General features: G+C 64.8%; 15 protein-coding genes. 4 read left to right on the forward strand and 11 right to left on the reverse strand.

The genetic code is table 11. The annotated features are described in order from the left end of the window. Positions 1–22 precede the first annotated feature (22 nt). From AC1DDO_RS01930 to AC1DDO_RS01945, 4 genes are all read right to left on the reverse strand, one after another. Positions 23–1,354: an ABC transporter substrate-binding protein gene (locus AC1DDO_RS01930; RefSeq protein WP_476971300.1), complete on the reverse strand. Its 1,332-nt coding sequence runs from the start codon at positions 1,352–1,354 to the stop codon at positions 23–25. Between the two features lie 38 nt (positions 1,355–1,392). Then, complete coding sequence (locus tag AC1DDO_RS01935; RefSeq protein ID WP_476971301.1) at positions 1,393–2,829, reverse strand: glycoside hydrolase; 1,437 nt, start codon at positions 2,827–2,829, stop codon at positions 1,393–1,395. Between the two features lie 119 nt (positions 2,830–2,948). Further along, complete coding sequence (locus AC1DDO_RS01940; protein ID WP_476971302.1) at positions 2,949–4,907, reverse strand: glycoside hydrolase family 32 protein; 1,959 nt, start codon at positions 4,905–4,907, stop codon at positions 2,949–2,951. Positions 4,908–5,024: 117 nt separating this feature from the next. Then, positions 5,025–6,623: a glycoside hydrolase family 68 protein gene (locus tag AC1DDO_RS01945; RefSeq protein ID WP_476971303.1), complete on the reverse strand. Its 1,599-nt coding sequence runs from the start codon at positions 6,621–6,623 to the stop codon at positions 5,025–5,027. A 558-nt stretch (positions 6,624–7,181) separates the two neighbouring features. Here AC1DDO_RS01945 and AC1DDO_RS01950 point away from each other — a divergent pair. Further along, positions 7,182–7,706, forward strand: a complete 525-nt coding sequence (locus AC1DDO_RS01950; protein WP_476866535.1) for a DUF2087 domain-containing protein — start codon at positions 7,182–7,184, stop codon at positions 7,704–7,706. A 909-nt stretch (positions 7,707–8,615) separates the two neighbouring features. Here AC1DDO_RS01950 and gad read toward each other — a convergent pair. The 5 genes from gad to AC1DDO_RS01975 form a co-directional block, all read right to left on the reverse strand. Further along, a complete protein-coding gene (gene gad / locus AC1DDO_RS01955) occupies positions 8,616–9,995 on the reverse strand; it encodes a glutamate decarboxylase (RefSeq protein WP_476971304.1) in 1,380 nt (459 codons plus the stop codon). Between the two features lie 31 nt (positions 9,996–10,026). Further along, the gene (locus AC1DDO_RS01960) at positions 10,027–12,138 is read right to left on the reverse strand and encodes a chloride channel protein (RefSeq protein ID WP_476866538.1); all 2,112 of its coding nucleotides are present in this window, start codon (positions 12,136–12,138) and stop codon (positions 10,027–10,029) included. A gap of 423 nt (positions 12,139–12,561) precedes the next feature. Next, the gene (locus AC1DDO_RS01965) at positions 12,562–13,557 is read right to left on the reverse strand and encodes a patatin-like phospholipase family protein (protein ID WP_476866539.1); all 996 of its coding nucleotides are present in this window, start codon (positions 13,555–13,557) and stop codon (positions 12,562–12,564) included. 225 nt (positions 13,558–13,782) lie between these two features. Beyond that, positions 13,783–14,244: a phage tail protein gene (locus tag AC1DDO_RS01970; protein WP_476971305.1), complete on the reverse strand. Its 462-nt coding sequence runs from the start codon at positions 14,242–14,244 to the stop codon at positions 13,783–13,785. 139 nt (positions 14,245–14,383) lie between these two features. Then, a complete protein-coding gene (locus AC1DDO_RS01975; RefSeq protein WP_476971306.1) occupies positions 14,384–14,773 on the reverse strand; it encodes a hypothetical protein in 390 nt (129 codons plus the stop codon). Positions 14,774–15,138: 365 nt separating this feature from the next. Between AC1DDO_RS01975 and AC1DDO_RS01980 the strand changes: the two genes are divergently transcribed. Continuing rightward, complete coding sequence (locus AC1DDO_RS01980; protein ID WP_476971307.1) at positions 15,139–16,356, forward strand: serine hydrolase domain-containing protein; 1,218 nt, start codon at positions 15,139–15,141, stop codon at positions 16,354–16,356. 33 nt (positions 16,357–16,389) lie between these two features. Here the strand turns inward: AC1DDO_RS01980 and ggt are convergent, their stop codons facing one another. Further along, complete coding sequence (gene ggt, locus AC1DDO_RS01985) at positions 16,390–18,219, reverse strand: gamma-glutamyltransferase (RefSeq protein ID WP_476866543.1); 1,830 nt, start codon at positions 18,217–18,219, stop codon at positions 16,390–16,392. A gap of 259 nt (positions 18,220–18,478) precedes the next feature. On the opposite strand from ggt, the gene AC1DDO_RS01990 reads away from it, so the two are divergent. Next, positions 18,479–18,805, forward strand: a complete 327-nt coding sequence (locus tag AC1DDO_RS01990) for a hypothetical protein (RefSeq protein WP_476866544.1) — start codon at positions 18,479–18,481, stop codon at positions 18,803–18,805. A gap of 102 nt (positions 18,806–18,907) precedes the next feature. Then, positions 18,908–20,077 (forward strand): alkaline phosphatase family protein, encoded by a 1,170-nt coding sequence (locus tag AC1DDO_RS01995; RefSeq protein WP_476866545.1) that lies wholly within the window; start codon positions 18,908–18,910, stop codon positions 20,075–20,077. Positions 20,078–20,132: 55 nt separating this feature from the next. Here AC1DDO_RS01995 and AC1DDO_RS02000 read toward each other — a convergent pair whose 3' ends face one another. Continuing rightward, the gene (locus tag AC1DDO_RS02000; RefSeq protein ID WP_476866546.1) at positions 20,133–22,628 is read right to left on the reverse strand and encodes a bifunctional lysylphosphatidylglycerol flippase/synthetase MprF; all 2,496 of its coding nucleotides are present in this window, start codon (positions 22,626–22,628) and stop codon (positions 20,133–20,135) included. Positions 22,629–22,872: the final 244 nt, after the last annotated feature.

A 22,872-nucleotide genomic window follows, 5' to 3' on the forward strand; every position in this document is an offset into this window, starting at 1 on the left:
GCCGGAGCCCCCACCGCGGCGGTTATTTGAAGAATTTCGGGGCGTTTTGCGCGACGGCGTTGTCCATGGTGGTGGTGAACTGTTCGGGCGTGATGTTGCCCTGGACGAGGAGCACGAGTTCCTGCTGCAGCCTGCCGTTGGTGGTGGGATCGAGCTGGGTATCCCACGGCATGGCCTGCTTGTCCCCGAGGTCGTTCGCCTTCTCAAGGGCCTTCTTGTACAGCGGTGTCGCGTTGGCCGGCAGGAGGGTTTCCACGGTGGTCGTCGGTGAAAGCGCACCGGTGGCTGCGTATTCGGCTGGATACTTCGCCAGGGCGAACTTCAGGAAGTCGCTCACCAGCGGGTCGTAGGTCTTGGAGTTGACCGCCATGCCGATGCCGGACGGGGAGACGAATTCGTTGGCCGCCGTGACGGCTCCCTGAGTCGTCGGGAGGGTGAAGAAATCGGTGTCGTTGCGCACCGCCGGATTCAACTTGTCCGTTGCCAGGCTGGGCAGTTCCCACGTGCCGATGTTGTACATGGCGGCCTGGCCGGAGGTGAACTGGTTCTGGGCATCGGAGTATCCCTGGGAGGAAAAGCCGTCCTGGAAGCACTTGGCCTTGCCGAGTGCGGCGAGCCACTGAACGGTTTTCTGGCCTGCGGGGTCGGAGAACTTGGCTTCGCCCTTCTTGAGCTTCTGGATGAAGTCCGGGCCGGCTTCCCTGAACGGCTGGTAGGCGATGTACCGTTCGAGTGGCCACTGGTCCTGGCCGTCGATGGCGATGGGGGTGATGCCGGCGTGGCGCAGGGCGGTACACATGGCGGGGAGGTCATCGAGGGACGTCGGGACGGACACTCCGGCTTTCTGCAGGAGTGCCTTGTTGTACCAGATGAACTCCAGCTCGAACTGGAACGGAATCATGTACAGCGACCCGTCGTCGAACCGCTGGTAGCCAAGGGCGCCGGGCCGGTAGCTGTCGTAGACGTTCAGGGTCTTGAGCAGCTTCTCGGCGTCGACCATTTTTCCCTGTTTCGCCAACTGTTGGGCGAACGGAGTGGCGTCGGTGTCGAAGAGCTCGGGAAGCTTATTCGCCGCGGCGAGGGTCTCCAGTTTCTGGATATAGGAGGGCCTGTCCGGTGTGGTGATCAGGTTCAGCGAGAAGCCCGGGTGGTCCTTGGCGTAGTCGTCCGCGAGTTTCTTCATGATGTTGATGACGGCGCCGTCGGCCGGGCGGGAGAGCAACCATGAGATTCCCCGGGGCTTGATTTCCCCGGTGGGGCTCACGTTGGAGGGATTGGTGGCCCCTCCGCCGCAAGCTGCCAGGGCCAGTGCGGTGGCGGCCGCCACGGCGGCAGTTCGGAACAGTTTTATCATTTCGGCAATCTCCCTTGATTAGCTGAGGACGGGTTGAGTTAGGTGACGGTGCGCTGGCGTGTTTCGAATTCGGTGAGGGTGACGGCTCCTTCCCCGGCAAAGATCCCGATCCGGCCCTCGGACAGGTCATAGATCCTCGTGCTGAGGGACACGCGCCGGTCCAGGATGGCGACACAGAGGTCTCCGTCCACCACCACTTCCAGCGTGTGTTCGCCGGGTTCCAGGTCACAGGGGCGTTCCAGTTCAATGTCGAACGGAATGTCGCCCGAGACATGCCATTGGGCATCGCCGGTGATTTTTCGGGGCCATCGGTCAAACACCATGCGGCCGCGCTTGGGTTCAAGTCGAAGAACGTAGGACCGGTCGCCGTCGGCACTGGAGCGGAGCAGCAGGCCGCACTCTGTGGTGCCGGGCGCGATCTGCAGAACTGCCTTGGCGTAGAACTGCGGCGGCAGGTCCTCTTCGGACACGACGGCTGCGAAGCCGTCCGGGACGGTGAGGGCCGCAGGAAGGTCCCGGTCGAAGGACACCGGGACCTCGTCCCAGAACGTGTCCACGAGTTCGTCGGCGAACGAGAACGCCAGGGTGCCATCGGGGTTCTGGCGTGCCTCCAGGACTGACATGGTGCCGGCCCACTGCCACGCGCCGTCGTCCCGCTTGTCCTCCTTGCTGGCGATCCAGCCGAAGAAGAAGCGGCGCCCGTCCCGTTCGGCGGTCTTGGAAGCATAAAAAGCGCGTCCGTCGATGCTGTCCAGATCCGGCACGGTCCAGGGACCGTCGGGGCCCGTGGCCATCCGGTAGCGGGTGGTGAATGACTCCGAGAACTCCGAGTAGACCATGTACCACCAGTCGCCCCAGGCGAAAACGTCCGGGCATTCATGGGTGATGTAGCGCCGGGGGTCCCAGAACGGCCGGGTGTGCTCCCAGGCCATCAGATCCGAGGACACACACTGGGCGATGACGCCCCGGCGGCGCTCGGGCCCGCTTGCGTGGCGGGCGGCCAGCAGCATCCGCCACTGCCCGGCCGCCTCGTCCCGGAAGACGAAGGGATCCCGCCAGTCGCCGGGCTCGTAGCCGTCCGGCGCGCCGAATGTCAGTTCCGGGTCCTTGACCCAGGTCTTCATGCCGTCCGTGCTGGTGGCGTGCATGACGAGCTGCAGCGGCGCGCCGTCGGGGCCGAGGTTCCGGGGGTTTTGGCCGGTGTAGAACAGGTGGTGACTGCCGGACTCGTCGCACACGATGCTTCCCGTGTAGGCGTTGAAGTCCAGGTCATTCTCGCCTCCGTGGTGCAGCGCGACGCCGTGGTCTTCGAACTGGGTGAGGTCCTTGGTGGTGACGAGGTTCCAGGAGGTCCCGGGTTTGGGTTCGGTGCGGACCTCGTGCAGGTAGAAGAGCCAGAACTCCCCGTCCTTCTCGAAGGGGATGAGGTCTCCAACCCAGCCGTCGGTCGGTTGGAAGAATACTGAGCGTTTCATCGGCACTGATGTCCCATCTGCTTAAGCGTTTGACCAACGTAAAGATAACGTGACGCTTTCGGCTGATCAAGCGTTTTAGCAAAATTTCTTGCAACTGACGGGCGGGGCCGAGTCACCGGTCAGTGCGCGGAGGCCAGCCGCCTGTAGCTGATGGACTTGAGCGTCAGCGTGCCCCCCGTCGTGGCGGCGTGGAAGCCCGGCGTCGCCGCTGTGGGGAAAACGAGCGACGTCAGCGTCTTTTCACCGCCGTTGATGAAGACCTCTACCGAGGAATAGTCGACGAAGATCGTTAGCTCGACCGTCCCGTTGCGCGGCGGGCTGGCTGCGTGTCGCATCGCCCGGTAGTCAGGGCTGAGTTCAGCGTTGCCGGTGGCGGCAGCATCGGCGTCGCGGGAGATGAAAGCCGACTCCTTCACAAAGTCGTACCCGACCGTCGCGAACGGTCTCCCTTCTCCTCCCAGCTCAATCCTGGCAACGGAGCCGTCATCGCCCGGAGTGCGCTCCAGAGTCACATCGAGCCGGTACGCACCGCCCTCAGGAACGGGCAGTTCGCCTGCGCCTTCCTGGGTCATCCGGCGTTCCCCGACCGTTGCCACCGGACCTCCAAGTGACTCCATCGCGGCGGTGGGCTTAGACACGAGGGTCGGGGTCCCCCTGATGGTTTCCAGCCTGATATCGCGCACCATCGAGTCCGCTCCCCCATGCCAGTCTTCGGTGGGCAACTGCCGGGCGTACGCCCAGTTGTTCATCCACCCGATGGCGTGCCGGGACGACATCCGCTGGCTTTGGGTGAGCCTGGGATCATCCCAGGTCACGGCGGCGTAGAAGTCGGAGCCGGCGTCGAGCCACTGATGCGGCTTGCCGGACGCTGTGAAACGGGTTCCGTCCCACTCACCCGTCCAGTAGGCAACGCCGGTGGTGAATCCCTCCCCGCTCCCGTTGGCGCTGGCGGCCAGTACCCAGGTCCGTTTGGCGGGATCGCCGTCGAGGTCCAGCTGGAAGAGTTCCGGGCATTCGAGGGTGCCCAAACCAGTGCGTTCGAAGCCTGACGCGTAGCTCCAGTGCAACAGGTCCCGCGAGGTGTACAGGCCGATTTTTTCACCTTCGGCCAGGGCCATGACCCATTGGCCGTGGGCTTCGTCGCGAATGATTTTCGGGTCCCGCCAGTTCGGTTGGCCGGGGTTGTCCATGACCGGGTTCTGCGCGTACGCGGTGAAGGAGTAGCCGTTGTCGGTGGAATAGAACAGGGACTGCCGCTGGATGCCCTGGTCCTGTTGGGTCATGACCGCGATCACGGCTCCCTTGCCAAAGCCGGCCGAGTTGTCCGTGTCTACGACGGTGCTTCCGGTCTCGACGTCGCCGAGCCCGTTTTTGTATTTGGCGATCGCCACCCCCTCGTCCTTCCAGTGCACCAGGTCTGTGCTGGTCAGGTGATACCACTCGGTACCGTTTTCCTTCGGATACCCGGCGTTGTAGAGGTAGTAGTAGTGCCACAGCCCGTCAATCAGGATCGGCCGCTGCGGATCATTCATCCAGTTCTTCGAAGGCGTGATGTGGTAACTGGGCCGGAACCTGGATGCCCCTTCGGGGCGATCGAAAGCTGCGACGGCGGGTGCCGGGGCCTGCTGTCGCACGCCCAAATCCGAGAGCATGGACTCCACCGCCTCGGAGGTCATGCAGTCCGGACGGTCGAGGTCACCTGTTCCCGCACGGACCACGCGGTCCTCCCGGCTGGACATGACCTCGACGTCGTCTCCGCTCCGGGCGGCCGCCACCCACCCGTTTCCACATTCGATGCTCCGCAGGTCCGCCACTCCATCGGTCCGGATCGGGTGGGCCAACTTCTCGAGAGTGCGGTCACCGCCGCTGAGCCAGTAGGAGCCGTATTGCCCGCGGGTTTCCTTGGCCTGGCCCTGCGCGTCGGCGATGCCGCGGAGTGCCTGCCCGGCCGAACTCTGGGGAGCCGGACGGGACCCGGTCGACTGGACCAGAGCCACCGCGACAAGCAGGGCGGCGGCTGCTGCTGCCGCCGCAATCCAGATCCTGCGGGCGCTCAGCGCGTGTACAAGGTTTTTCACAATTCAACATTCCTGGTTCTGGTGGGAGTCATCCGGCCCCATCCATGGCCTGCGTGTACGGAGGAGGAAGCGCCCGGAATCCGGGCGCTTCCTCCCTGTTACTGCCCGCTTACGTCACTACTTGTAGTGGCCAGCCCCGCCGACGTTGACGTTGGTGGGGAGGTAGCCGAACGGGCCGAGGCCGTTCTGGCCGAAGCTGCGGTCGACCGCCGAGACGCCGTTGCGGAAGTTGATCTTCACGGTGGGCGAGAGCGAGCCGCCCCGGACGCCGTTGACGTTGTCGATGAAGGACTGCACTAGGCCGCCGGGCTGCACGTAGTGCGAGTACGCCTGGAACTGGCGGCCGTTCTGGCGGGGGTCGGGCCCTTCGGGCGCGTTGGCCGGCATGTTCAGGTCCGTGGGGGATGCCAGGGCCAGGCCGCTGTTGTTCATGGGCTGGTAGTCGGAACGGACACCGTCGCCCACAAAGCCGTAGACCCCGTCAGGGCCGCGCATTCCATCCGCGTAGGTGAACTGGTGGCTGATGGTGAAGAGGTAGTACTTGTTCTTGCCGCCCTCGTTCTGGATGAAGATCTGCGGGCGCTCGGTCTGGTCGTTCACGCAGTTCGCGGAGAGGATCGGCGGCAGGAAGTGCCACTTGGTCAGGTCCTTGTTGTCCGCTACGGCCAGGCCCACGTTGGCGGTCTGGAACCACGAGCCGGTCGTGGTGTTCACGGTGTTCGTGGATTCGGCGTTCGGGTCCCCCGGCTGGTAGCCAAGGTCCGCGTCCGTGCACTTGTAGCTGCCCCGTTGGCCACCGGTGTTGCCTTCGAAGACCATGAAGGTCTGGCCCGGGTGGGCCGGGTCTGCGAACGTGTACGGGTCACGGAACGCGAAGCCAGGGTTCTGGGCCTTGTTCTGGTACATGACGCCGTCCGGCTCCAGGAGCTTGGTGTGCTCGAAGCCGTCAAAGCTCACGCCGTTCTTGTCGGCGTGGATGTTGCCCAGCGCCTTGGCGATCACGGCATCCGGGGCGATTCCGCCGCCGCCGGCGTTGCGCTCGGCAACGTCGTAGAACGTGGTGGCGGTGTAGAAGACGTTGACGTGGTTTCCCTGCATGAGGCGGGTGGAACCGGACCATTCGGTGTTGCCGATGGAGGTGTTGTCCAGGAACAGGTGTCCGCCGTAGTTCCACTTGTCCTGGGCAGGGTCGGCGTTGGTCTTGCGGAAGAAGTAGCCGATCCGGGCGTTCCAGTGCCGCTGGTCGAAGCCGTAGCCGGCGTGCCGGTCGGCGACGAGTGAGAAAATGACGTCCCAGCCCTTGTAGCTGATCTGGTTGGCGTTCTCATCCGTCAGGGACCACGTGTCCCAGACCCACACGTCGTGGTTCATGGCCGGGAAGTCCTGCGGAATTTCCGGCATGGTGACGTTCGGGCTCATGGAGTTCTGGCCCGGGGTCACATCCTTGCTGCTTTGGGCCATGATCTGCTTGGCATCCGCACGTGTCCACTTGGAAGTGAAGGCCGCGGCCGGGTCGAACGGCTGCTGGGTGTGCTTCGTGGGCAGTGGGAAACCGGGCGTCGGAGCCGGCATCTGCCCGCCGCTCGGCGGATCCGAGGGCGCGTTTGCCTGCGCCGACGGAACCGAAAGGAAGACGGAGGCCGCCACGGCCGCCGCCAGGGCCGCGGCGACAGAACGCCACCGCAGCTTCCGGGGTGTATTGGGGTGCTCGTGCATTTTTTGCTCTTCTCGCGGAGTGAGACCATTCGTGGAAGACGGGCATATGCCCTCATTCCCCGAAACTCCGACAGCCCCAATGACACCGAAGGCGTCATCGAGGACGCCATCGTGTCGAGGAGACGGGACCTCGGTAGGGCCCCGCCTGGTGGCGGCAGGAGCTGGTCGCGTCCTGTCGCCGGGAAACACGTTAGGCAGTCCGAGGCAGGTCGCCAAACCCTGTTTCCGGGTCCCCTCGCGGTTTTCAGGCAACTATGTGCAAGCGCTTACATTAACGTCCACGCGCGCGTGCCACAGCAGGAAAATCGAGTCAAATGTTGCGGAGGGTGGCTGAAAAAAGCTGGGAATTACCCGTGCGTTTACCCGATTTTTGCCGGACGGCCGGCTCTTTGTTCAATCCCGACGGCGGCGCTGCGGCGGCTCGCTGTTCGCTCTCGGACCGAAGACTGAACCGGTCCCCCATCCGCGGCGCCCTGTCCGTCGCACTCGATCAGGACTACGATTTCCAAACGCCCGGCGAGCGGCACGGGCGGGTGCAAACGCAAAGTAAGGACAGCTGTGACCGGAGGAACCAGGCTTAGCGGACCGCACTGGCGGCGAGTGGTGGCAGCCCTCGCCAACAAAGATGCCCGCACTGCCTACGCGCAAATCGTGTTGGGTGCCACGTTTCCCGATGTGGTTGCTGATCTAAATGATCGACGGCGAAGCCGGGCCATCACCACCCTGCTTGACGCTGGACTGGTCGAACGGAATGCGGCCGACGAACTCGAGGCGTCTGAGGCGATCTTCCGCGACCTTCTCACGCACCAACCCCGGCGACAAGCCCAGACCGGATCGGCCCGCTTCATGCGCCTCGGCAGGATCGAACGGTATCCGGCCAACATGACGGAACGGCGTGAGCTCCTGGCCTGGATTGTCAGCGAGGCGATCGAGCCGGGCGAACACCTGACGGAAAAGCAGGTCAACGAGCGGCTCCTCAGCTATAGCGATGATGTCGTGATGCTGCGCCGCTACCTGATCGACTTCGGACTGTTGGAACGGACGCCGTCGGGCTCCTCCTACTCCCGGCAGGAAGAAAGCTGAACCAAGCAGCGACATTCCGCGATGCGTTTCTACGTTGAACTGGTTCATTCAGCCGATCGATATCCTTTAGCCCACTATCACCCGGCCCGGGATATATATTGATTCCGTAGCTCATGCATTTGCTGCTTCAGCCCGACGGCGTGAGGCCAGCACGCCGTAGAACGCGACCACGACAAGGACAAACGTTGCGAAAACTGATGCCCTAACGGCGAGCGAAAGCTCCATTTGGTGAGGTAGGAGCATTGTCTGGTCCCACCCCGCATTATCGGCGCGAATAATAAAGTCTAAGTCGATCGGATCCCACAGGATGGCCGCCAAGCTTGCTGCAACCAGGGCCCAGAGGCTGAGGACGAGTTGGACGACGGACAGTACCGTCGGCTTTCCCGTTTGTTTTGTTTGGACCAAACCTTCCCCCTATTGCGTCGCGATGGTGGCCGCTTCAGCCACTGTCAGTACATTGTCCTCAGCCGGAACTAAGGCACCCGGGGCTGGCCGGCTCGATAGGCTTTGAGTGCATCTTCCCTGATCCACTTTCTGGTCAGGAAAGCGTCCAGGACGCAAGAAACGGCGAATGTCACCCAGGAAATCGATATAGGCACGAGGCCCGCAAAAACCAAGGCCATGACTGCAACCACTAAGCCGGAAGAAACATAGCAATACATTCGGCGCGCAGGGTTCGCAAATCGTGCCTCTTGCGTCTCGCGAAAGTAGTTCAGCATCAATCCCCCAAGGTTCGAATCGGAGCCTACAGCAATGGACGCGCCAAATAGTGCTAAAAGATGCGAACTCGGCATGGGGCGGGATTGAGTGTCATGCCACGTTTGTGCGGTTACCGGAAATGAATGTGCAGAACCCGTTGTTGCGATCGTCCCGGAGGTGTCGGGCCCGGTGCGTCACCGGTGGGCTGGGTCAATGGCCGGGTCCGATGATGATCTTGTTTCGTTCGGATTCATGCGCGCCGCCCTTCTTCGCCAGCGTGGAGCACGCCTCTTCGATGTCGCGGGCGAGCGTGTCGACGTGCTCGCGGCTCATCGTTTCCTTGACCAGGGCCCGCATAATCGTCACGCCTTGGGCGTTCGGAGGCAGGGTGTATGCCGGCACCATCCATCCGCGCTCGGCCGAGAGCTGCCAGGCAATGTCGAACTCGTCGTACCCGGGGTCGGCGGCGAGCCGGAACGCGGCCAGGGGAAGTCGCTCCTCGTCGGCGCCGATGATCTCGAACCGTCCCATGGCTTCCAATTTCTCGGCGAGGACGCGGGCATTGGTCTGCATGTTCTGCATGATGTAGGTGTAGCCGGCGCGACCATAGCGCACGAAGTTGTAGTACTGGGCCAGAACCATCGACGATCCGGTGGAGAAGTTCAAGGTGAAGGTTGAGTCGGTCTTGCCGAGGTAGTTCTCCTCGAAGACGAGGTCCTTGGCCAGGTCGGCCTTTTCCCGGAAGATCAGCCAGCCGATGCCGGGGTAGACCAGCCCGAACTTGTGCCCGGAGACATTGATCGAGTGGACCTGCTCGAGCCGGAAGTCCCACTCGGAGTCCGGGTAGAGGAAGGGCCAGACGAATCCCCCGCTAGCCCCGTCCACGTGCAAGGGAACGTCCAGGCCCCGCTCGCCCTTGATCCGCAGCAGCAGGTCGTTGATGCCGACGATGTCGTCTTTGTGCCCGGTGAAGGTGGTACCCAGCACGGCTGCGACTCCAATGGTGTTCTCATCGATGTGGGCCTGCACGTCCTCCGGGCCGATCGTGTACTTCCCCGGCTGCAGCGGCACGATCCGCGGCTCGACGTCGAAATAGCGGCAGAACTTCTCCCACACCACGTGAACGTCGCCGCCGAACACCAGGTTGGGGTTCGACGTCGACGCGCCGGCGGCCTCGCGGCGCTTGCGCCAGTTCCACTTCAGGGACAGGCCGCCGAGCATGATCGCCTCGGACGACCCTTGGGTTCGGGCGCCGGTCGTCTCGCCTGGCGCGTGGAAGAGGTCGGCGAGCATCCGAATGCAGCGCTGCTCGATCTCTGCCGTGCGGGGATATTCGGCGTGGTCGATGAAGTTGCGGTGCAGGTTCGCTGCGATGATCTGCTGGGCCTGCGGCTCCATCCATGTCGTGACGAAGGTCGCCAGGTTCCGGGCCGGATCACCCTCCAGCGCCAGGTCCTCCGACACCAGCCGCAAAGCGTCCTCGGCGGGAATGCCGGTCTCCGGGAACTCCCGGCTCGGAACTTCCTGGGTGATGAATCGGTTGCCGAACAGCGTCACGTCGGCATCCGTCGGCTGGAAATTTTCTGACATCACTTCTCCTCCAGAGACTGTTGAAAAGGGATTACGGATGAGTTCCCCGGTCCGCGGGAACCGCGGCGTCGGTGGATTCTGGACTCAGCATCAGGATGGCGCCCGTGAGGAAGCACAGGGCTCCCACGAGTGTGCCGAGATTGGACAGCTCGGCGTTCCACATATTGCCGCTCGACGGTATGACAAAGGCCGCGATGGCCGAGATGCCGAACGCAACAGAGCCGGCCACGTTGATGACGCCGATCTTCCACGTCCGAGGCCTGGGCAGCCCGGCAATCGCGCCGCGACCGGCATCGCGTAACGCAACACCGCTTGAAACCAGGAAGGCGACTGATCCCAGAGCATCGGGGCGCCAGACCCGCTGATCGGTCAGCGCCGCACTGAGATTTTCACGCAGCGCATTTCCAGTACTCCAGTTGAACCACAGTGTGCCGGCAAGTTGAACCGCGCCAGCGAGCCAGCCGAGATTCCGCGGCGCCCACGCCCAAAACGAGTTGCGCCGCGTGGAACCCACGGCCGGAAGCGCGTCAACGGCTCCGCGGTACTGCAGGAACGCCGCGCCGGTGAAGAACAGCGAACCGGCGAAGAATGTGGCGGCACACCACCGCAGTCCCACGGCCTCGGCGTATTGCGGCACCGCCCCCAAGGCGAACAGGCTCGAGCCAACGATGAACAACCAGGCGATCCGCCTGCCCCCCGCCGTCGAACGTCCCGCGCTTGAGAACTCAGTTGCACGGTCGGCGCTCGAGGGGGGCAGATGTTGGATGCCGCCGGCATCCTCAGGCGTCGCGGACGCCGTCGTGCCGGGACCAGAGCCCGGGTCCGGGCCAGGGCCGCGCGGGCCAGGGACCGGGAGCACATTGGAGATCACGAAGGACACCGCCACAGCCACCACCACCTGGGGTGTTACGGCCACACCGTCCACTCCCAGCAGCAGCGTGGCCAGTAGCGTCGACGTCAACGGCAACCGCAGCATAGCCGCGCACATGGCTCCTATGCCCATGCCGATTGCTGCCGCGAGATTCATTCCGGGCAATCCACTCGAGGCAATGCCGAGCGCCGCACCGATGAACATCGACGGGAACACCGGACCACCACGAAATGCGCTCAGTGAGAGTCCGTAGGCCAAGGTCTTGCAAGCGATCAGCAGGACCAGCACAGGAAGGGAGTAGTCCGCGGCGCGTTCGACCAGCTCCGGAAGTGCGTCCTGCCCCGAGAACAACACCTGCGTGAAGCTTTGCCCAGAGATCAACTGGTACGTCATCGCGGTTAGACCGATCAGCAAGCCGAGCGCAGAGGTCACCAACACCCGGTTCAGATGCACGACCGGACGAAGCGACAGTCCGACCCAGCGGATCAACCATCCCAACAGTGCGCCGGCCAGGCCCATGACCACCGCCCAGCCCAACGTCGCCAACGTCGGCGGCTCCGCAGGCGGCACCACGGGCAGCGCCAGCGAGAAGCTGCCCAACCCGGTCCAGCCGTCCAAGCCGACGAATACCAGCGCCCCGACGCCAGAAGCGAGCAGCCCGGGCAGAGCCATCAGGCTCAGCGTCATTCCCCCGATCCCGGCGGCTTCCATGATCAGGAATGCACCGAGCACGGGAGACCCGAGCAGGGTACTGATCGCTGCGAAACTGCCTGCCGATGCCATGATCGTCAGGGCCATCGGCGGAGCGTCCTTCTTCACCAGGTGCACCGCCAACGCCCCGAGTCCGCCACCGATCGCGATCAGCGGCCCCTCAGGCCCGAGCACTGCACCCAGGCTGAGCGTGGTCAGCGCCGCGAGAATGATGCCCACGAGCTCCCGCCCGCTCGGCGGGCCGCCGCCCGTCTTGAAACCGAAAGCAGGTGAGTGGCCCCCGGTTCCCGGCAGATACCGGATGGTCAACGCCGTCAACAACCCGCACAGCACCAACCACGGAACCGGCCACCACGCAGGAGCAGGACCCCCGAGGACTTGATTCGGCAGCCCGCCGAAGACGTAACGCTGGACCGCCGCGACCAACGCGAGAAAGCCGTAGGCAATGGCCGAGATGGGAACGCCCAGCACCGCCGCCAGCACGAGTGCACTGATGTACTGCTTCGAACGAATCACGACGGCGGGATCGAAATTTGGCGGCGACGCGGCAGGCCCGCTCATGGCCGGCAACCCTGCGCGCAGATGGCCATACTCAGCCACCGTCCGCCCGAAAGTGGGCCACCAGCAAACGAAGCCGCCGAGGGGACGGGTTCGGTTCGCCCGTGGTAGCAGCTGAGCATCGCTTCTCCTTCCGCTGGCCGTCCGCTAGACGGCGGGAGCCTCTAGTGAGGTCTCACAAGCGATAGAGGCGGGTCAATCGGATGTTCTCCAAGCTAACGCTTCCAGTGGGGGCAGTCTTCACCCAATGCGGGTGAAAGAGAACTAAAGGGTCCGGCATGATGGGGAGATGCAGCTCCACACAGAACGCCTGCTCTTCCGCGAAGAAGCACTCATTCCCTAGACGGTGACCACCTCTCCAGACAGCGCCCCGGCCGGCCGATAGAACAGCCCAACGGCTGGCCGGAGCGATTGGGGTCGTAGGCGTCAGCGCCAGAATTCGGTGAGCTGCCCGGCAAGGGCTCTGCCTTGCTCGTAGCCCGCGCGAGCGGCGGGCGGACGCAGCGACAGGTCCATCGCATTGGCGCCGAACATATGCTCGGAGTCGCTATCCGGGAGGATCGTTTGGACATGGCTGCCGTGTGCGCGTAGCTCGTCGACCTGTGTTGCGAGATGCGTGCCCCAGCCCACCGGAGTCCGTGACCTGCCGCCAAATGGTGAGAGCACCAACACGCGTGCGTAGCCTGCTGCAAGATCGGCATTCTCGGCGTTGGACCGGTAGCCGCCGTCGATATATCCGCTGCCGCCGATTCTGTAGGCGAAGCCACTGGCGCAGCTGGCGGCCACGGCGTCCACGAGGTCGACCCCGCTGTGGCGGTCGAACACGACCGGCTCACCCGTATTGGCGTTGACCGCCGTGATGTGCACCGCCTGGTCCGGCCAGTGCTGGCTGGGCAGGCGGGCGGCGACGGTATCGCGCCACCGCGTTTGGCCGGAGCCGTCCGACGCCGCGTCCATTTCGAGCGCTGCCGCGCCCAGTCTGCGGCGCATATCGGCCGCGTCCTCAGCAGCGGCGATGATTCGGCCCGTTCGCTCAATGTGGTTCACCGCCGGTCTGACCGGGGCGCGTCCGTTGTCGGATCCCGCCGGACCAGTCCGTTGCTGGGGCGCGGCAGCAAGGATGGCGGCAAGCAGTTCGGCCGGGGGCGCGCCAGTGATTTGGGCCGCGGCCGTCGATCCGGCCGACGTGCCGATGATCAGGTCGGCGTCGGTTGCATCCAGCCCGGCTTCGAACAGGCCGGCGATGACGCCGATCAGCCAGGCGTTGCCTGTCGATCCGCCACCGCCGAGGACCAACGCCCGCTCGCCCGCGGCGCGTGGCTGCCTTGTGGCGTCGGTCTGCGGCTGATCCTGGTCGGTCCCCGGCAGGTCGGAGGACGTCGTCGAAGTGGAGTGCAGAGGTGAAGAAGGTGTTGTGTTCATGGGAGTCGCCTTTCGCGAATTGCCTGTTGGGCGCTCCCGGTGGCGACTACCTCAGTCGCGCGATCGTGAACTGCAAGGGAGCACCCACTGTGGATACTGCGTACATGGGACTCACCTCCTGCCGAAAGATCACGATTAGTGAAACGCTAGCACGCCCGCGGTTGGATCACGATGCCCGGCCGATCCTCCGGGCCTCAGGGCGGCGGATCCACGTGCCGGAGAATGTCAGTACTCGCCCTTGATCACGAAGTAGGAGCCTCGGATAACGCCCGCCAGCTTCGATTTTTGGCGGGCAAACTTGAAGCTGGACGCCAGTTCCTCCGGAATTTCCATGCCTTCGGCGAGTTTGAAACCGACTGCCCTCTTCCCGCCGTCGATGCCGTACATGACGTTGACCGACAGCCCCGACTCGTAGAAGACGTAGGCCATCCGGGTGCCGTCAACTTCGAAGGCGGTCGCTTCCAGCGGGCGGGAGCCGATGACGATCTCACGCTCGTCCTGGAGTATCCGGCTCACCCGGTCGACCACCTCCGGAACCTCGCTCGCGGGGCTCACTGTGAACGCGTGGCCGTACTTGTTCCGGAAATAGCGGGCCTCGTTGGCGCGCAACCCTGCCAGGCTCTCGGCGAACGGCGACGATTCCAAGCCAACAGTGGAAACGTTCTCGAAGTCAACGGTGTACGGCATGCACCCTCCTGGTAGGACATATTGGGACCAATGCTAACGCGAGGACGTGCCGCGAACCCCAATCCCCAGTCAGAAAACGGGCGCGATCGGGGTGGCAGATTTTGCCGATCCCCGATCGCCGGATCCAAGGGGTGTGCGTTCACCAGGTGCCTGAGCGGTGATGGCGCCTGTTGTCGTCGTGCCGGTGTCCGTTATGGTCCCAGAAACCATCCTTGTCATGCCGGCAGCCGTCCCGGCCCGTCCAGGAGCCGTTGTGATCGTTGTCGCCACGCCAGTTGCCGTTGTCGTCACGCCAGCCCCAGCCGTCGGAGTTGTCATGCCACCGGTTCTCTCCGTCCCACCAGCCGTGGTTGGAATCGTGCCGGTTGACGTCGCGCACCTCGTGCCTGTGCTCGAACGACGACTGGCTCCACGAGCTGGCGGCGGTAGTGGAGGTCGTAACGGCAGCGCTGGCTGGCATCGCGCTGGCGCCCAGGCCCAAAGTCGCCGTCACAGCGGTTGTTCCGATGATGCGAATAGCCTTGTTCATGAACTTCATCCTTTGAGGACTCGTCCTCCGCACTGCTCCTGCCGGAACCAGCCACCCTCCGGCGGTAACGGCTTGGGCGTCCCCGGACGCCATTCCGGACAGCGCTTCGGGAGGTCAATGATATTCAGTGGAGTTGTTCGGCCGAGCTTGGCCGGCGGGCTCCGGCCGGGGCCTGCAGAGCCGGTGCCGCACGGGGTTAGTTGCCCCGAGCACCTTTCCAGTTTACCCACTAAGCCGGTCCCCGGACAGGGATTAATGACGGGCGTTCCCAGCAACGTCGGGCGCTCTTTCCAGCGCGGGCTGTCTGGGGAGCGACTTTACGAGCCGACCTATCCACAGGAGGCGTTTGAGCGTAAAACCAAGCCATGGGCGCCTTGGCTGCTTGGCTGCGGACGGGTTTTGGTCCGCTCGGTGCCGTCGTTTTCTCGGCGGCTTTGGTTGTCGCTGTGAGCGGCTGCGTGGGTACCGCTCCCGGGCAGGCTCCGCCGAGCCCGGGAGGGGCGGCTCCGCCAAGCGTCGCCGCGATCCAGGCAGCGACGGATTCTCTGGAACGCAGGGTCCAGCACTTCATGGATGGAGGGGCGACGTCCTTGGTTGTGCAGGTGAGATGGCCTGGCGGCGAATGGTCCAAGGCCTACGGGGTGCGAAACCTGGACAGCAAGGACCCGGCCCGGCCGCAGGACCGGGTATCGGTAGCCAGTATTACGAAGTCGATGGTCGCTGTCTCCGTATTGAAACTCGTCGACCAGGGACTTATCGGGCTCGATGACCCGGTGAACGGTGTCCTGGAGAGCTTCCGAACCACGCTGCGGCCGCCCGGACCGATCACCGTCCGCCAGTTGCTGGACCATAACTCCGGCATGCCTGATTTCGGCGACTCCGAATACGCGGCGGGACCACTGAAGCAGGTCGCGAACACACGGATCAGCATGCAACAAGGACTCGAACTGGCCGCCACGCTCCCCTGGGAGACCAAGAACGTGGACCGCTTTTCTTACTCGAGCTCCAACTACATGGCCCTCGGCCAGCTGATCGAAAAGCTGCGCGGACGGCCCGTTGCCGACGTGCTCAATCAAGACATCTTCGCTCCTCTTGGACTTCAGCACACGTCTCTGGCCGAACCGGACCGCGGGGCTCCGGACAACATCCACGCCTACGTCATTGACGGCGGCGAACGGGTCGATGTCACCCAGCCCGAGGTTTTTGTCGGCTCCCCCGCAGGCGGCGTCATCTCCACCACGCAGGACATAAACACCTTCTACCGGGCCCTCCTGCGCGGCCAGCTGCTTTCCCCCGCCATGCTTGAGGAAATGAAGAAGAAGACCGAATTTTGGGACTATGGACTCGGTCTAGAGCGGTTTCCTGACACATGTTCCGGCGACTTCCGCTACGGCCATGGAGGGTACTTATTCGGCTACATGAGTATTTCCATCACGAGCGCCGACGGCGGCAACCAGATCACGATGACCATGGCACACGCCCCGCTGCAGTGGCACGACCCTGCCACTGCACGCCGCGTCGACCTGCTCCAGACGCAGATGGAAGCGGCTGCCCAGGAAACCCTCGACCGCCTCTGCCAGTGAACGGCCGTGGAGCCGGGCCCGGACTGCGCGGCCCTACTTCGGCGAGGGTTTGAGTGCCATCGCCGATCCGCCGCCCCGCCTGACGGGCTCGGCTGCGGCGACCATGCCGCCGTCGGGCAGGAATTCGATGGCGGTCGCGGCGCCGATCTCCGCTGCCGAGGTGAACGCATCCCCCGACGGCGTGAACTGATGGCCAAAGGGCGTCAATTGGCTTCCGTACGCGGCGATGAACTCCGGCTCGGCCGTGACCTTGACCGTGTTGCGTTGCGAGGCACGCGGCGCAACGATCGCCTCGGAGATGGTCATGCCCAGGTCCACCCGGTTCAGGATGGTCTGCAGGACGGTCGTGATGATGGTCGATCCACCGGGCGAGCCGAGAGCGAGGAACGGCTTGCCCTCCTTGAGGATGATGGTCGGCGACATGGACGAGCGCGGGCGCTTCCCGGGCTCGATCCGGTTCGGGTCGGCCTGGTTGTAGACGGTCGAGAAATCCGTCAGCTCGTTGTTGAGCAGGAAGCCGCGGCCGGGGACCACCATGCCGGACCCACCCGTCTGCTCGATCGTGAGCGTGTAGTCGACCACGTTCCCCCACTTGTCCGCGACCGTCAGGTTGGTCGTGGAGATGTTCTCGGTGTCCTTCTCCTCGGCGAGCGCGACGGCGGCGGCCGGGCACGCGCCGTCGTACGCCGACACGTCCCCCGGAGCAACGGGCTTCGTCGCCGCGTGAACTGGGTCGATCTTGCAGGCGCGCTCCTTGCCGAACAGCGGGTCGGTGAGCGCTGCGGTGGGGACGCTGACAAACGCGGGGTCACCGACGTACTTGCCCCGGTCCGCGAAGGCAAGCGCACTGGCCTCCAGGTAGTGATGCAGGGCGCCGGGCGTGGACATCCCTGACAGGTTGGAGGGCTCCAGGATGTTCAGCGCCTCGCCGACTGTGGTGCCGCCGCTGCTGGACGGCGCCATGCCGTAGACGTCCAGGTCGCGGTAGCCCACGTGGGTGGGCGCCTGGTCCAGGGCGCGGTATGCGGCAAGATCCGCCGTCGTCAGGTGGCCTGCCGGAACGGGCAGCGTTGTGCCGGCAGTCTTGGGCGGAGCCTGCACCGTGGCCGCGATCTCGGCCGCGAGCGGGCCGCCGTAGAAGCTGCCAGTGCCCTTCTTCGCGAGGAGTCGGTACGTCTCGGCGAGGTCGTGGTTCTGGAAGACGCTGCCGACGGCGGGGGCGTCGCCGCCCGGGAGGAACAGGTTGCTCGTTGAGGGGAATGCCTCGAACCGGGCCTTGTTGTCGAGGGTTTGCTGTCGGAACGTCTGGTCGACCACAAAACCTCGGCTCGCCACGTTGATGGCAGGCTTGAGGGCATCACCAAGGCTGAGCGTGCCCCAGCGCTGGAGGGCACGCTCCCAGGTTGCCGGCGTGCCGGGGACGCCGACGGAGACGCCGCTCGTGACGAGCTCGGGCGTGAAGCGGTAGGGCTGCCCGGTCGCCGGGTCGATGAACGCGTCGTGCGGCATGCCGGCCGGTGCGGTCTCCCGGCCGTCGATCGTGCCCACCCTGCCGGTCTTCGCGTCGTAGAACACGAAGTAGCCTCCGCCGCCTATCCCGGCGCTGTACGGCTCGGTGACGCCAAGGGTCGCCGCAGCAGCGACGGCGGCGTCCGCCGCGTTGCCGCCCTTCCGGAGGACCTCGATGGCCGCAGCGGATGCCTCCGGGTCCACGGTGCTCACCGCGCCGCCGTACCCGGTGGCGGTGGGCGTCTTTGCTGTTTCCCGCGGATCGGCCAACGCAGGGGCGGCGACGACGCCACCCGTCACGCTCAGTGCCAGTGCCGCCGTGACGGCCGCCAGCCCACGTGTCATATGTGCCATGATCGCTCCCGAGTCCGTGTTATGCGTATTGACAATTGCTGTCACGCTACTACGCCGATCGGCAACACTCAACACTTGCGGGCTGAGTGGTCGACGGCGTTCGGTGGCCTTCGGAAGAGGCCGGCCAGGTCCTCGCGCCGCCCGCAGCCCCTGTCCGCCGCACTCGCGCAGGGCTAGGATTTTGCCTGTTGGCCAAGCACGCGGTGACCAGCACCGGCGGGGGCAGGCGCATAGGCAGACGCAGAGTGAGGAAAACGCTGTGACCGGACGGACGAGGCTGAGCGGACCGCACTGGCGGCGAGTGGTGGCAGCCGTCGCCAATAACGACGCGCGGACCGCCTACGCGCAAATAGTGCTCGGCGCCAAGCTCCCCGACGTGGTTGCTGATCTGAATAACCAACGGCGAAACCGGGCCATCGCCGCCCTGCTTGAGTCTGGGCTCGTCGAACGGAATGCCGCCAACGAACTGGAGGCGTCTGAGGCAATCTTCCGCGACCTGCTCACTCAGCAACCGCGGCGTCGTACGGAATCAAGCGGCCTGGGCGCAAATCCTGGCGTAGCAATGAGGTCCACCGGCAGGCGTTGACCGTGGTTCGGTACGGGGAGACGATTATTGGCACAGAATCAACACCGTCCTGCGCGGCGCGCGCCGTGCGGGATTGTCACGACCGTTGTGGCAAGGAGTCTGATGCGCCGGAAATCGCTGTTGCTGGGCATGACTATGGTCTTTGCGCTGCTGGCCGGGCTCGGTGGCAACCAGCCGGCCGGTCCTGCGGGCTGGGTCCCGCCCATTCGCCACGTATTTGTGATTGCGCTGGAGAACGCGTCCTTTGCCCAGTCGTACGGCCCAACCTCGCAGATCCCTTATCTTGCTCAACCGCTGCGAGGCCAGGGCGTCTTGCTGAGCCAGTACTACGGGACCGCGCATTACAGCTTGGGGAACTATCTGGCCATCCTCGGCGGTGTCGCCCCGAACGCGGATATCCAGATGGACTGCCCTGCATACCAGGACATGTTGAATCCCTCCGCGGCACCCGGCGGGCAGGTCAAGGCCGCCGCCGGCTGCATCTTTCCCGCGCCGGTACCCACCTTGGCTGGTCAGCTCACGGCCAAGAATCTGTCCTGGAAGGGATATATGGAGGACATGGGCAACATCCCCGGCCGGGAAGAACCCACCTGCGGAAAGCCCGCCTTGGGCCCGGAATCGGCAGACCTAACGCAGAAAGCCACGGCCGGCGATGCCTACACGGCCCGGCACAACCCGTTCCTCTATTTCGCCTCGGTCGCCGCAACCCCCGCGTGCGCCGCGAACGTGTTTCCGCTGTCCCGGCTGCCCCAGGACCTGGCAGCGGTCTCGACCACGCCTAACTTCTCCTTGGTCTCACCGAGCCTGTGCAACGACGGACACAATGCGAACTGCCCGGGCCAGTCAGCCGGTCCTGGAGCCGAAGATGCATGGCTGCGAACGTGGATCCCCCGCGTCATGGCTTCCCCTGCCTATCAGCAGGACGGGGCCATCATCATCGTCAATGACGAGGCCGGGGGCGATACCAGTGCATGCTGCAAGGAGCCCTCCGGACCGAGCGTCCCCTATCCCGGGCTGCCGCCGTCGGCTGCCGAGGACGGGACCTTCGCGGCCGGGCCGGGCGCCGGCAAGGGCGGCGGCCGAATCGGTGCGCTCATCCTTTCCCCCTTCGTCAGGCCCGGGACAACCAGCGCGACGCCCTACAACCACTACTCGCTCCTGAAAAGCATCGAGGACCTGTTCGCACTCCCCCACCTTGGCTACGCCGCCGCCCCCGGTCTCGCCAGGTTCGGCTCCGACGTCTGGGCGGTCCCCGCCGCCACGGGCTCCTGACGCAGCGTGGGGGCCGCCGGTGTGGCGGCACGGAGTCTCATTCCGGGCTGCTGCTTCAGCGCCCGGCGGCCATGCTGCCCCGCTTGAGGATCCGGTGCAGGAGTTGGAATCCTTCTCCGAGGGAGAGACCGGGAAGGTAGGCCCGGCCGAGGGCGTTTCCAATGCCCGGCAGGGCCGCGGAGTCCGGATACACCATATAGAGCGGGACGTAGCGGGGGTCGAACTTGCGTTTAAAGGCCAGCAGGGACCGGAATCCGTAGACGGGTTCCAGTGCGGCTCCGAGAGCGTCCAGCAGCCGGTCCAGGCCGGCGGCCGGCGGCAGACCCTTCGGCGCCATGCCCGGATGTCCCTCCGGGGGTACGCGGACCAGAGGTGCACCGGAAAGGCTGATGAACCCGTATCCTTCGTCTTTGAGTCCCGTGGCGGCCGAGGCGATAAGGAACTCGATCGCTGCCCGAAAACCACTGTTGCGCCGCCTCATGAAATCCAAGGTCCAGCCGGCGATTTTCCTATCGCGGTAGACCGGAAGCCATGATGTGACCGCGTGCACCACGTGATGGGTGTCGATGGCCAGCAGGCAACGCACTTCCGGGTCGTTGAGTTCCTCCAGGCCACCAAGGGTAAAGCCCATTTCCGGCAGCTTTCGATCCGCGACCCATTCTTCGGAGATGGCTTGGATCTGGGTCTGGACGTTCAGTCCGGCGGTGGGGTATCGAACCCATTCTGCGTGGATTCCGGCCTTGGCCGCGTTGTTCATGGCAGTGCGGACATCCTGGAATTTTTTCCCTTTGAAGGACAGCGATTCCAATGGCAGGACGGTTTCCTGGGCAACCTGAACCGAATCCCAGCCGAGTCCGGATACCGCGTCCCGGACCTCTGCGGGTACCGAGTAAAGACATGGCGTCCACCCGTTCGATTGGCAGTACTGCGAGAATTCCTCCACGACTGCCGAGGCCCGGGCCGGAGGCCCCACGGGTGGACCGAGCGTCAGGGCGATCCCGGCGATGACGCGGTAGGCGATGAAGCTCTCACCGGCGCCGGAAAACCAGTAGGTGTTCCCGGACCAGGTTGTCATCCAGGAAATGGAGCTGTTCTCCTGTTCTTTGAGGATCGCCAGAGCCCGGTCTTGGTCGTTACCGCGTCCGTCCGGAGCGGGTCGCAGAAAAGTTCGAAGGACCAACACACCCGTGGCGGCCCAGAACGCGATGCCGACTCCCTCATAGAGCAGGACGGCAGGGGTGCTCTGCGGGAAAAACGCGGGCGGGACATCCACGGTGAACCCCAGGGGCAGGATCCTGTCCGGGACATCGGCCAGCAGATCCGCCGGACCAGGGACAGGGGTAAAGCCCGCCGCTAGGACCAGACCGGAAGCCACATAGACCAGACCCAGGGCGCAGACCAGGCCCAGTACCTGCAGACCGAGCCGCGTGTAGGTCCCCCGGGGTGCCGCGACTGGAAACAACTTCCGGCACGCGAGCAGCACACCGAATAGCGCCACCGGCATGAGGAGCGGCACCACCAGTGCCAGCGGCTGGGTGCTGTTGCCTGGTTGGCTTGCGTTTACCAGCTCGCCGGCGACGGTATTCGGACCGGCGGACTGCAGGACGCCGACCAAGGTGATGAGCGCCAGCGCCGACAGTCCGGCCAGGACGAGCAGTGCCGCGGCCCAAGCGAACCGTCGTCCGCGGCGGAGCCCCTCAGCGAGCAGCAGCAACATGAGCGACGGGACAATCGCCATGAAGATGCCGCCAGCGCCGGCCCTCAGCTGCAGGTGCAAGGCCTCGCAGTACCTGTGCTGGGCCGGGACGGCGCACACATTTTGCAACGTGTTGGGATCAACCGGCTCGATGTCGGTGAACAGATAACGCAACACCGACAACGGACCCACAGCGTGCGGGAGCAGGCCGGAAACGACCGGCCCGACCGCCGATACCGCGACCAGGAGGGCTATGAGCACGCGGCCCTCATGCCTGGTGCTCACCGGGCGCACAAGCCGGGGCCGGCCGCCCAGCAGCAACGGGCCCAGCAGCGCCCCGGCGATGCCGGCACCCAGCCGGACAAGGTCCGTGAACCCCCCGCTGTAGAGGGCCAGGAGTGTCAGTAAGCCGAAGGTGCCAAGTCGGATCCGGCGCCGCCACAAGGCACCCATGGAAGCCGTAGCCGCCATGGCCGCCCCGCAGACCATGGCGCTCGGACCAAGAAAGTACGTGCCGCTCATTCCCGCTGCCCAGGATCCCATCACGGCCCTGGCCGCAGCCCAGAACACGACGGCGACAAGGACTCCCGCCGTTTGCGCCAGCACCGCCGAGAGCGAAAACTTCAGGCTCCCCATCTGCCTTTCCACTGGAATGGCGGCGACCAGCACAAGGACTGTTCCCAGCATGTACCCGGGCAGATCCCGGGCCCAGAACGCGGACGTCAGCACCGTCCACCAAGCTTCGGGCAAGGAATGCGCGGACGCCGCGACACTGGACCTCCACCCTGGCCCGGGACCGGAGACTATAGCCGACGACACGGCGCCCAGCATCCAGAAGAGGACCACAAATCCCATAGAGACAGGAGCATTCCTCAGCACCGGGAACATCCACCGCTTTGGCCAGCGAGGACGGGGCGGGCTGTCTCGTTCGACGGGCGGCGACACTGGCACGCGGAATTCCTTTCAGGATGGTGAGGAGTTTTAGGCTGGCCCATCCTGTCAGTTCCATTGCACCACTTCCGCCCGCCCAGCAACACAGGCGGCACGGAGAACGCCCACGGTGGACGGCAAGGAAGACCCGGAATTCCCAGCTTCCCCT

The sequence above is a fragment of the Arthrobacter sp. 10N43 genome, assembly GCF_056394525.1.

Coding starts and splice junctions, on each gene's coding strand:
- AC1DDO_RS01995 (WP_476866545.1), top strand. CDS start 18,908: ATGCGCCGGAAATCGCTGTTGCTGGGCATGACTATGGTCTTTGCGCTG.
- AC1DDO_RS01965 (WP_476866539.1), bottom strand. CDS start 13,557: ATGAACACAACACCTTCTTCACCTCTGCACTCCACTTCGACGACGTCC.
- AC1DDO_RS01980 (WP_476971307.1), top strand. CDS start 15,139: ATGGGCGCCTTGGCTGCTTGGCTGCGGACGGGTTTTGGTCCGCTCGGT.
- AC1DDO_RS02000 (WP_476866546.1), bottom strand. CDS start 22,628: ATGGGATTTGTGGTCCTCTTCTGGATGCTGGGCGCCGTGTCGTCGGCT.
- AC1DDO_RS01975 (WP_476971306.1), bottom strand. CDS start 14,773: ATGAACAAGGCTATTCGCATCATCGGAACAACCGCTGTGACGGCGACT.
- AC1DDO_RS01960 (WP_476866538.1), bottom strand. CDS start 12,138: ATGAGCGGGCCTGCCGCGTCGCCGCCAAATTTCGATCCCGCCGTCGTG.
- AC1DDO_RS01945 (WP_476971303.1), bottom strand. CDS start 6,623: ATGCACGAGCACCCCAATACACCCCGGAAGCTGCGGTGGCGTTCTGTC.
- ggt (WP_476866543.1), bottom strand. CDS start 18,219: ATGGCACATATGACACGTGGGCTGGCGGCCGTCACGGCGGCACTGGCA.
- gad (WP_476971304.1), bottom strand. CDS start 9,995: ATGTCAGAAAATTTCCAGCCGACGGATGCCGACGTGACGCTGTTCGGC.
- AC1DDO_RS01935 (WP_476971301.1), bottom strand. CDS start 2,829: ATGAAACGCTCAGTATTCTTCCAACCGACCGACGGCTGGGTTGGAGAC.
- AC1DDO_RS01970 (WP_476971305.1), bottom strand. CDS start 14,244: ATGCCGTACACCGTTGACTTCGAGAACGTTTCCACTGTTGGCTTGGAA.
- AC1DDO_RS01930 (WP_476971300.1), bottom strand. CDS start 1,354: ATGATAAAACTGTTCCGAACTGCCGCCGTGGCGGCCGCCACCGCACTG.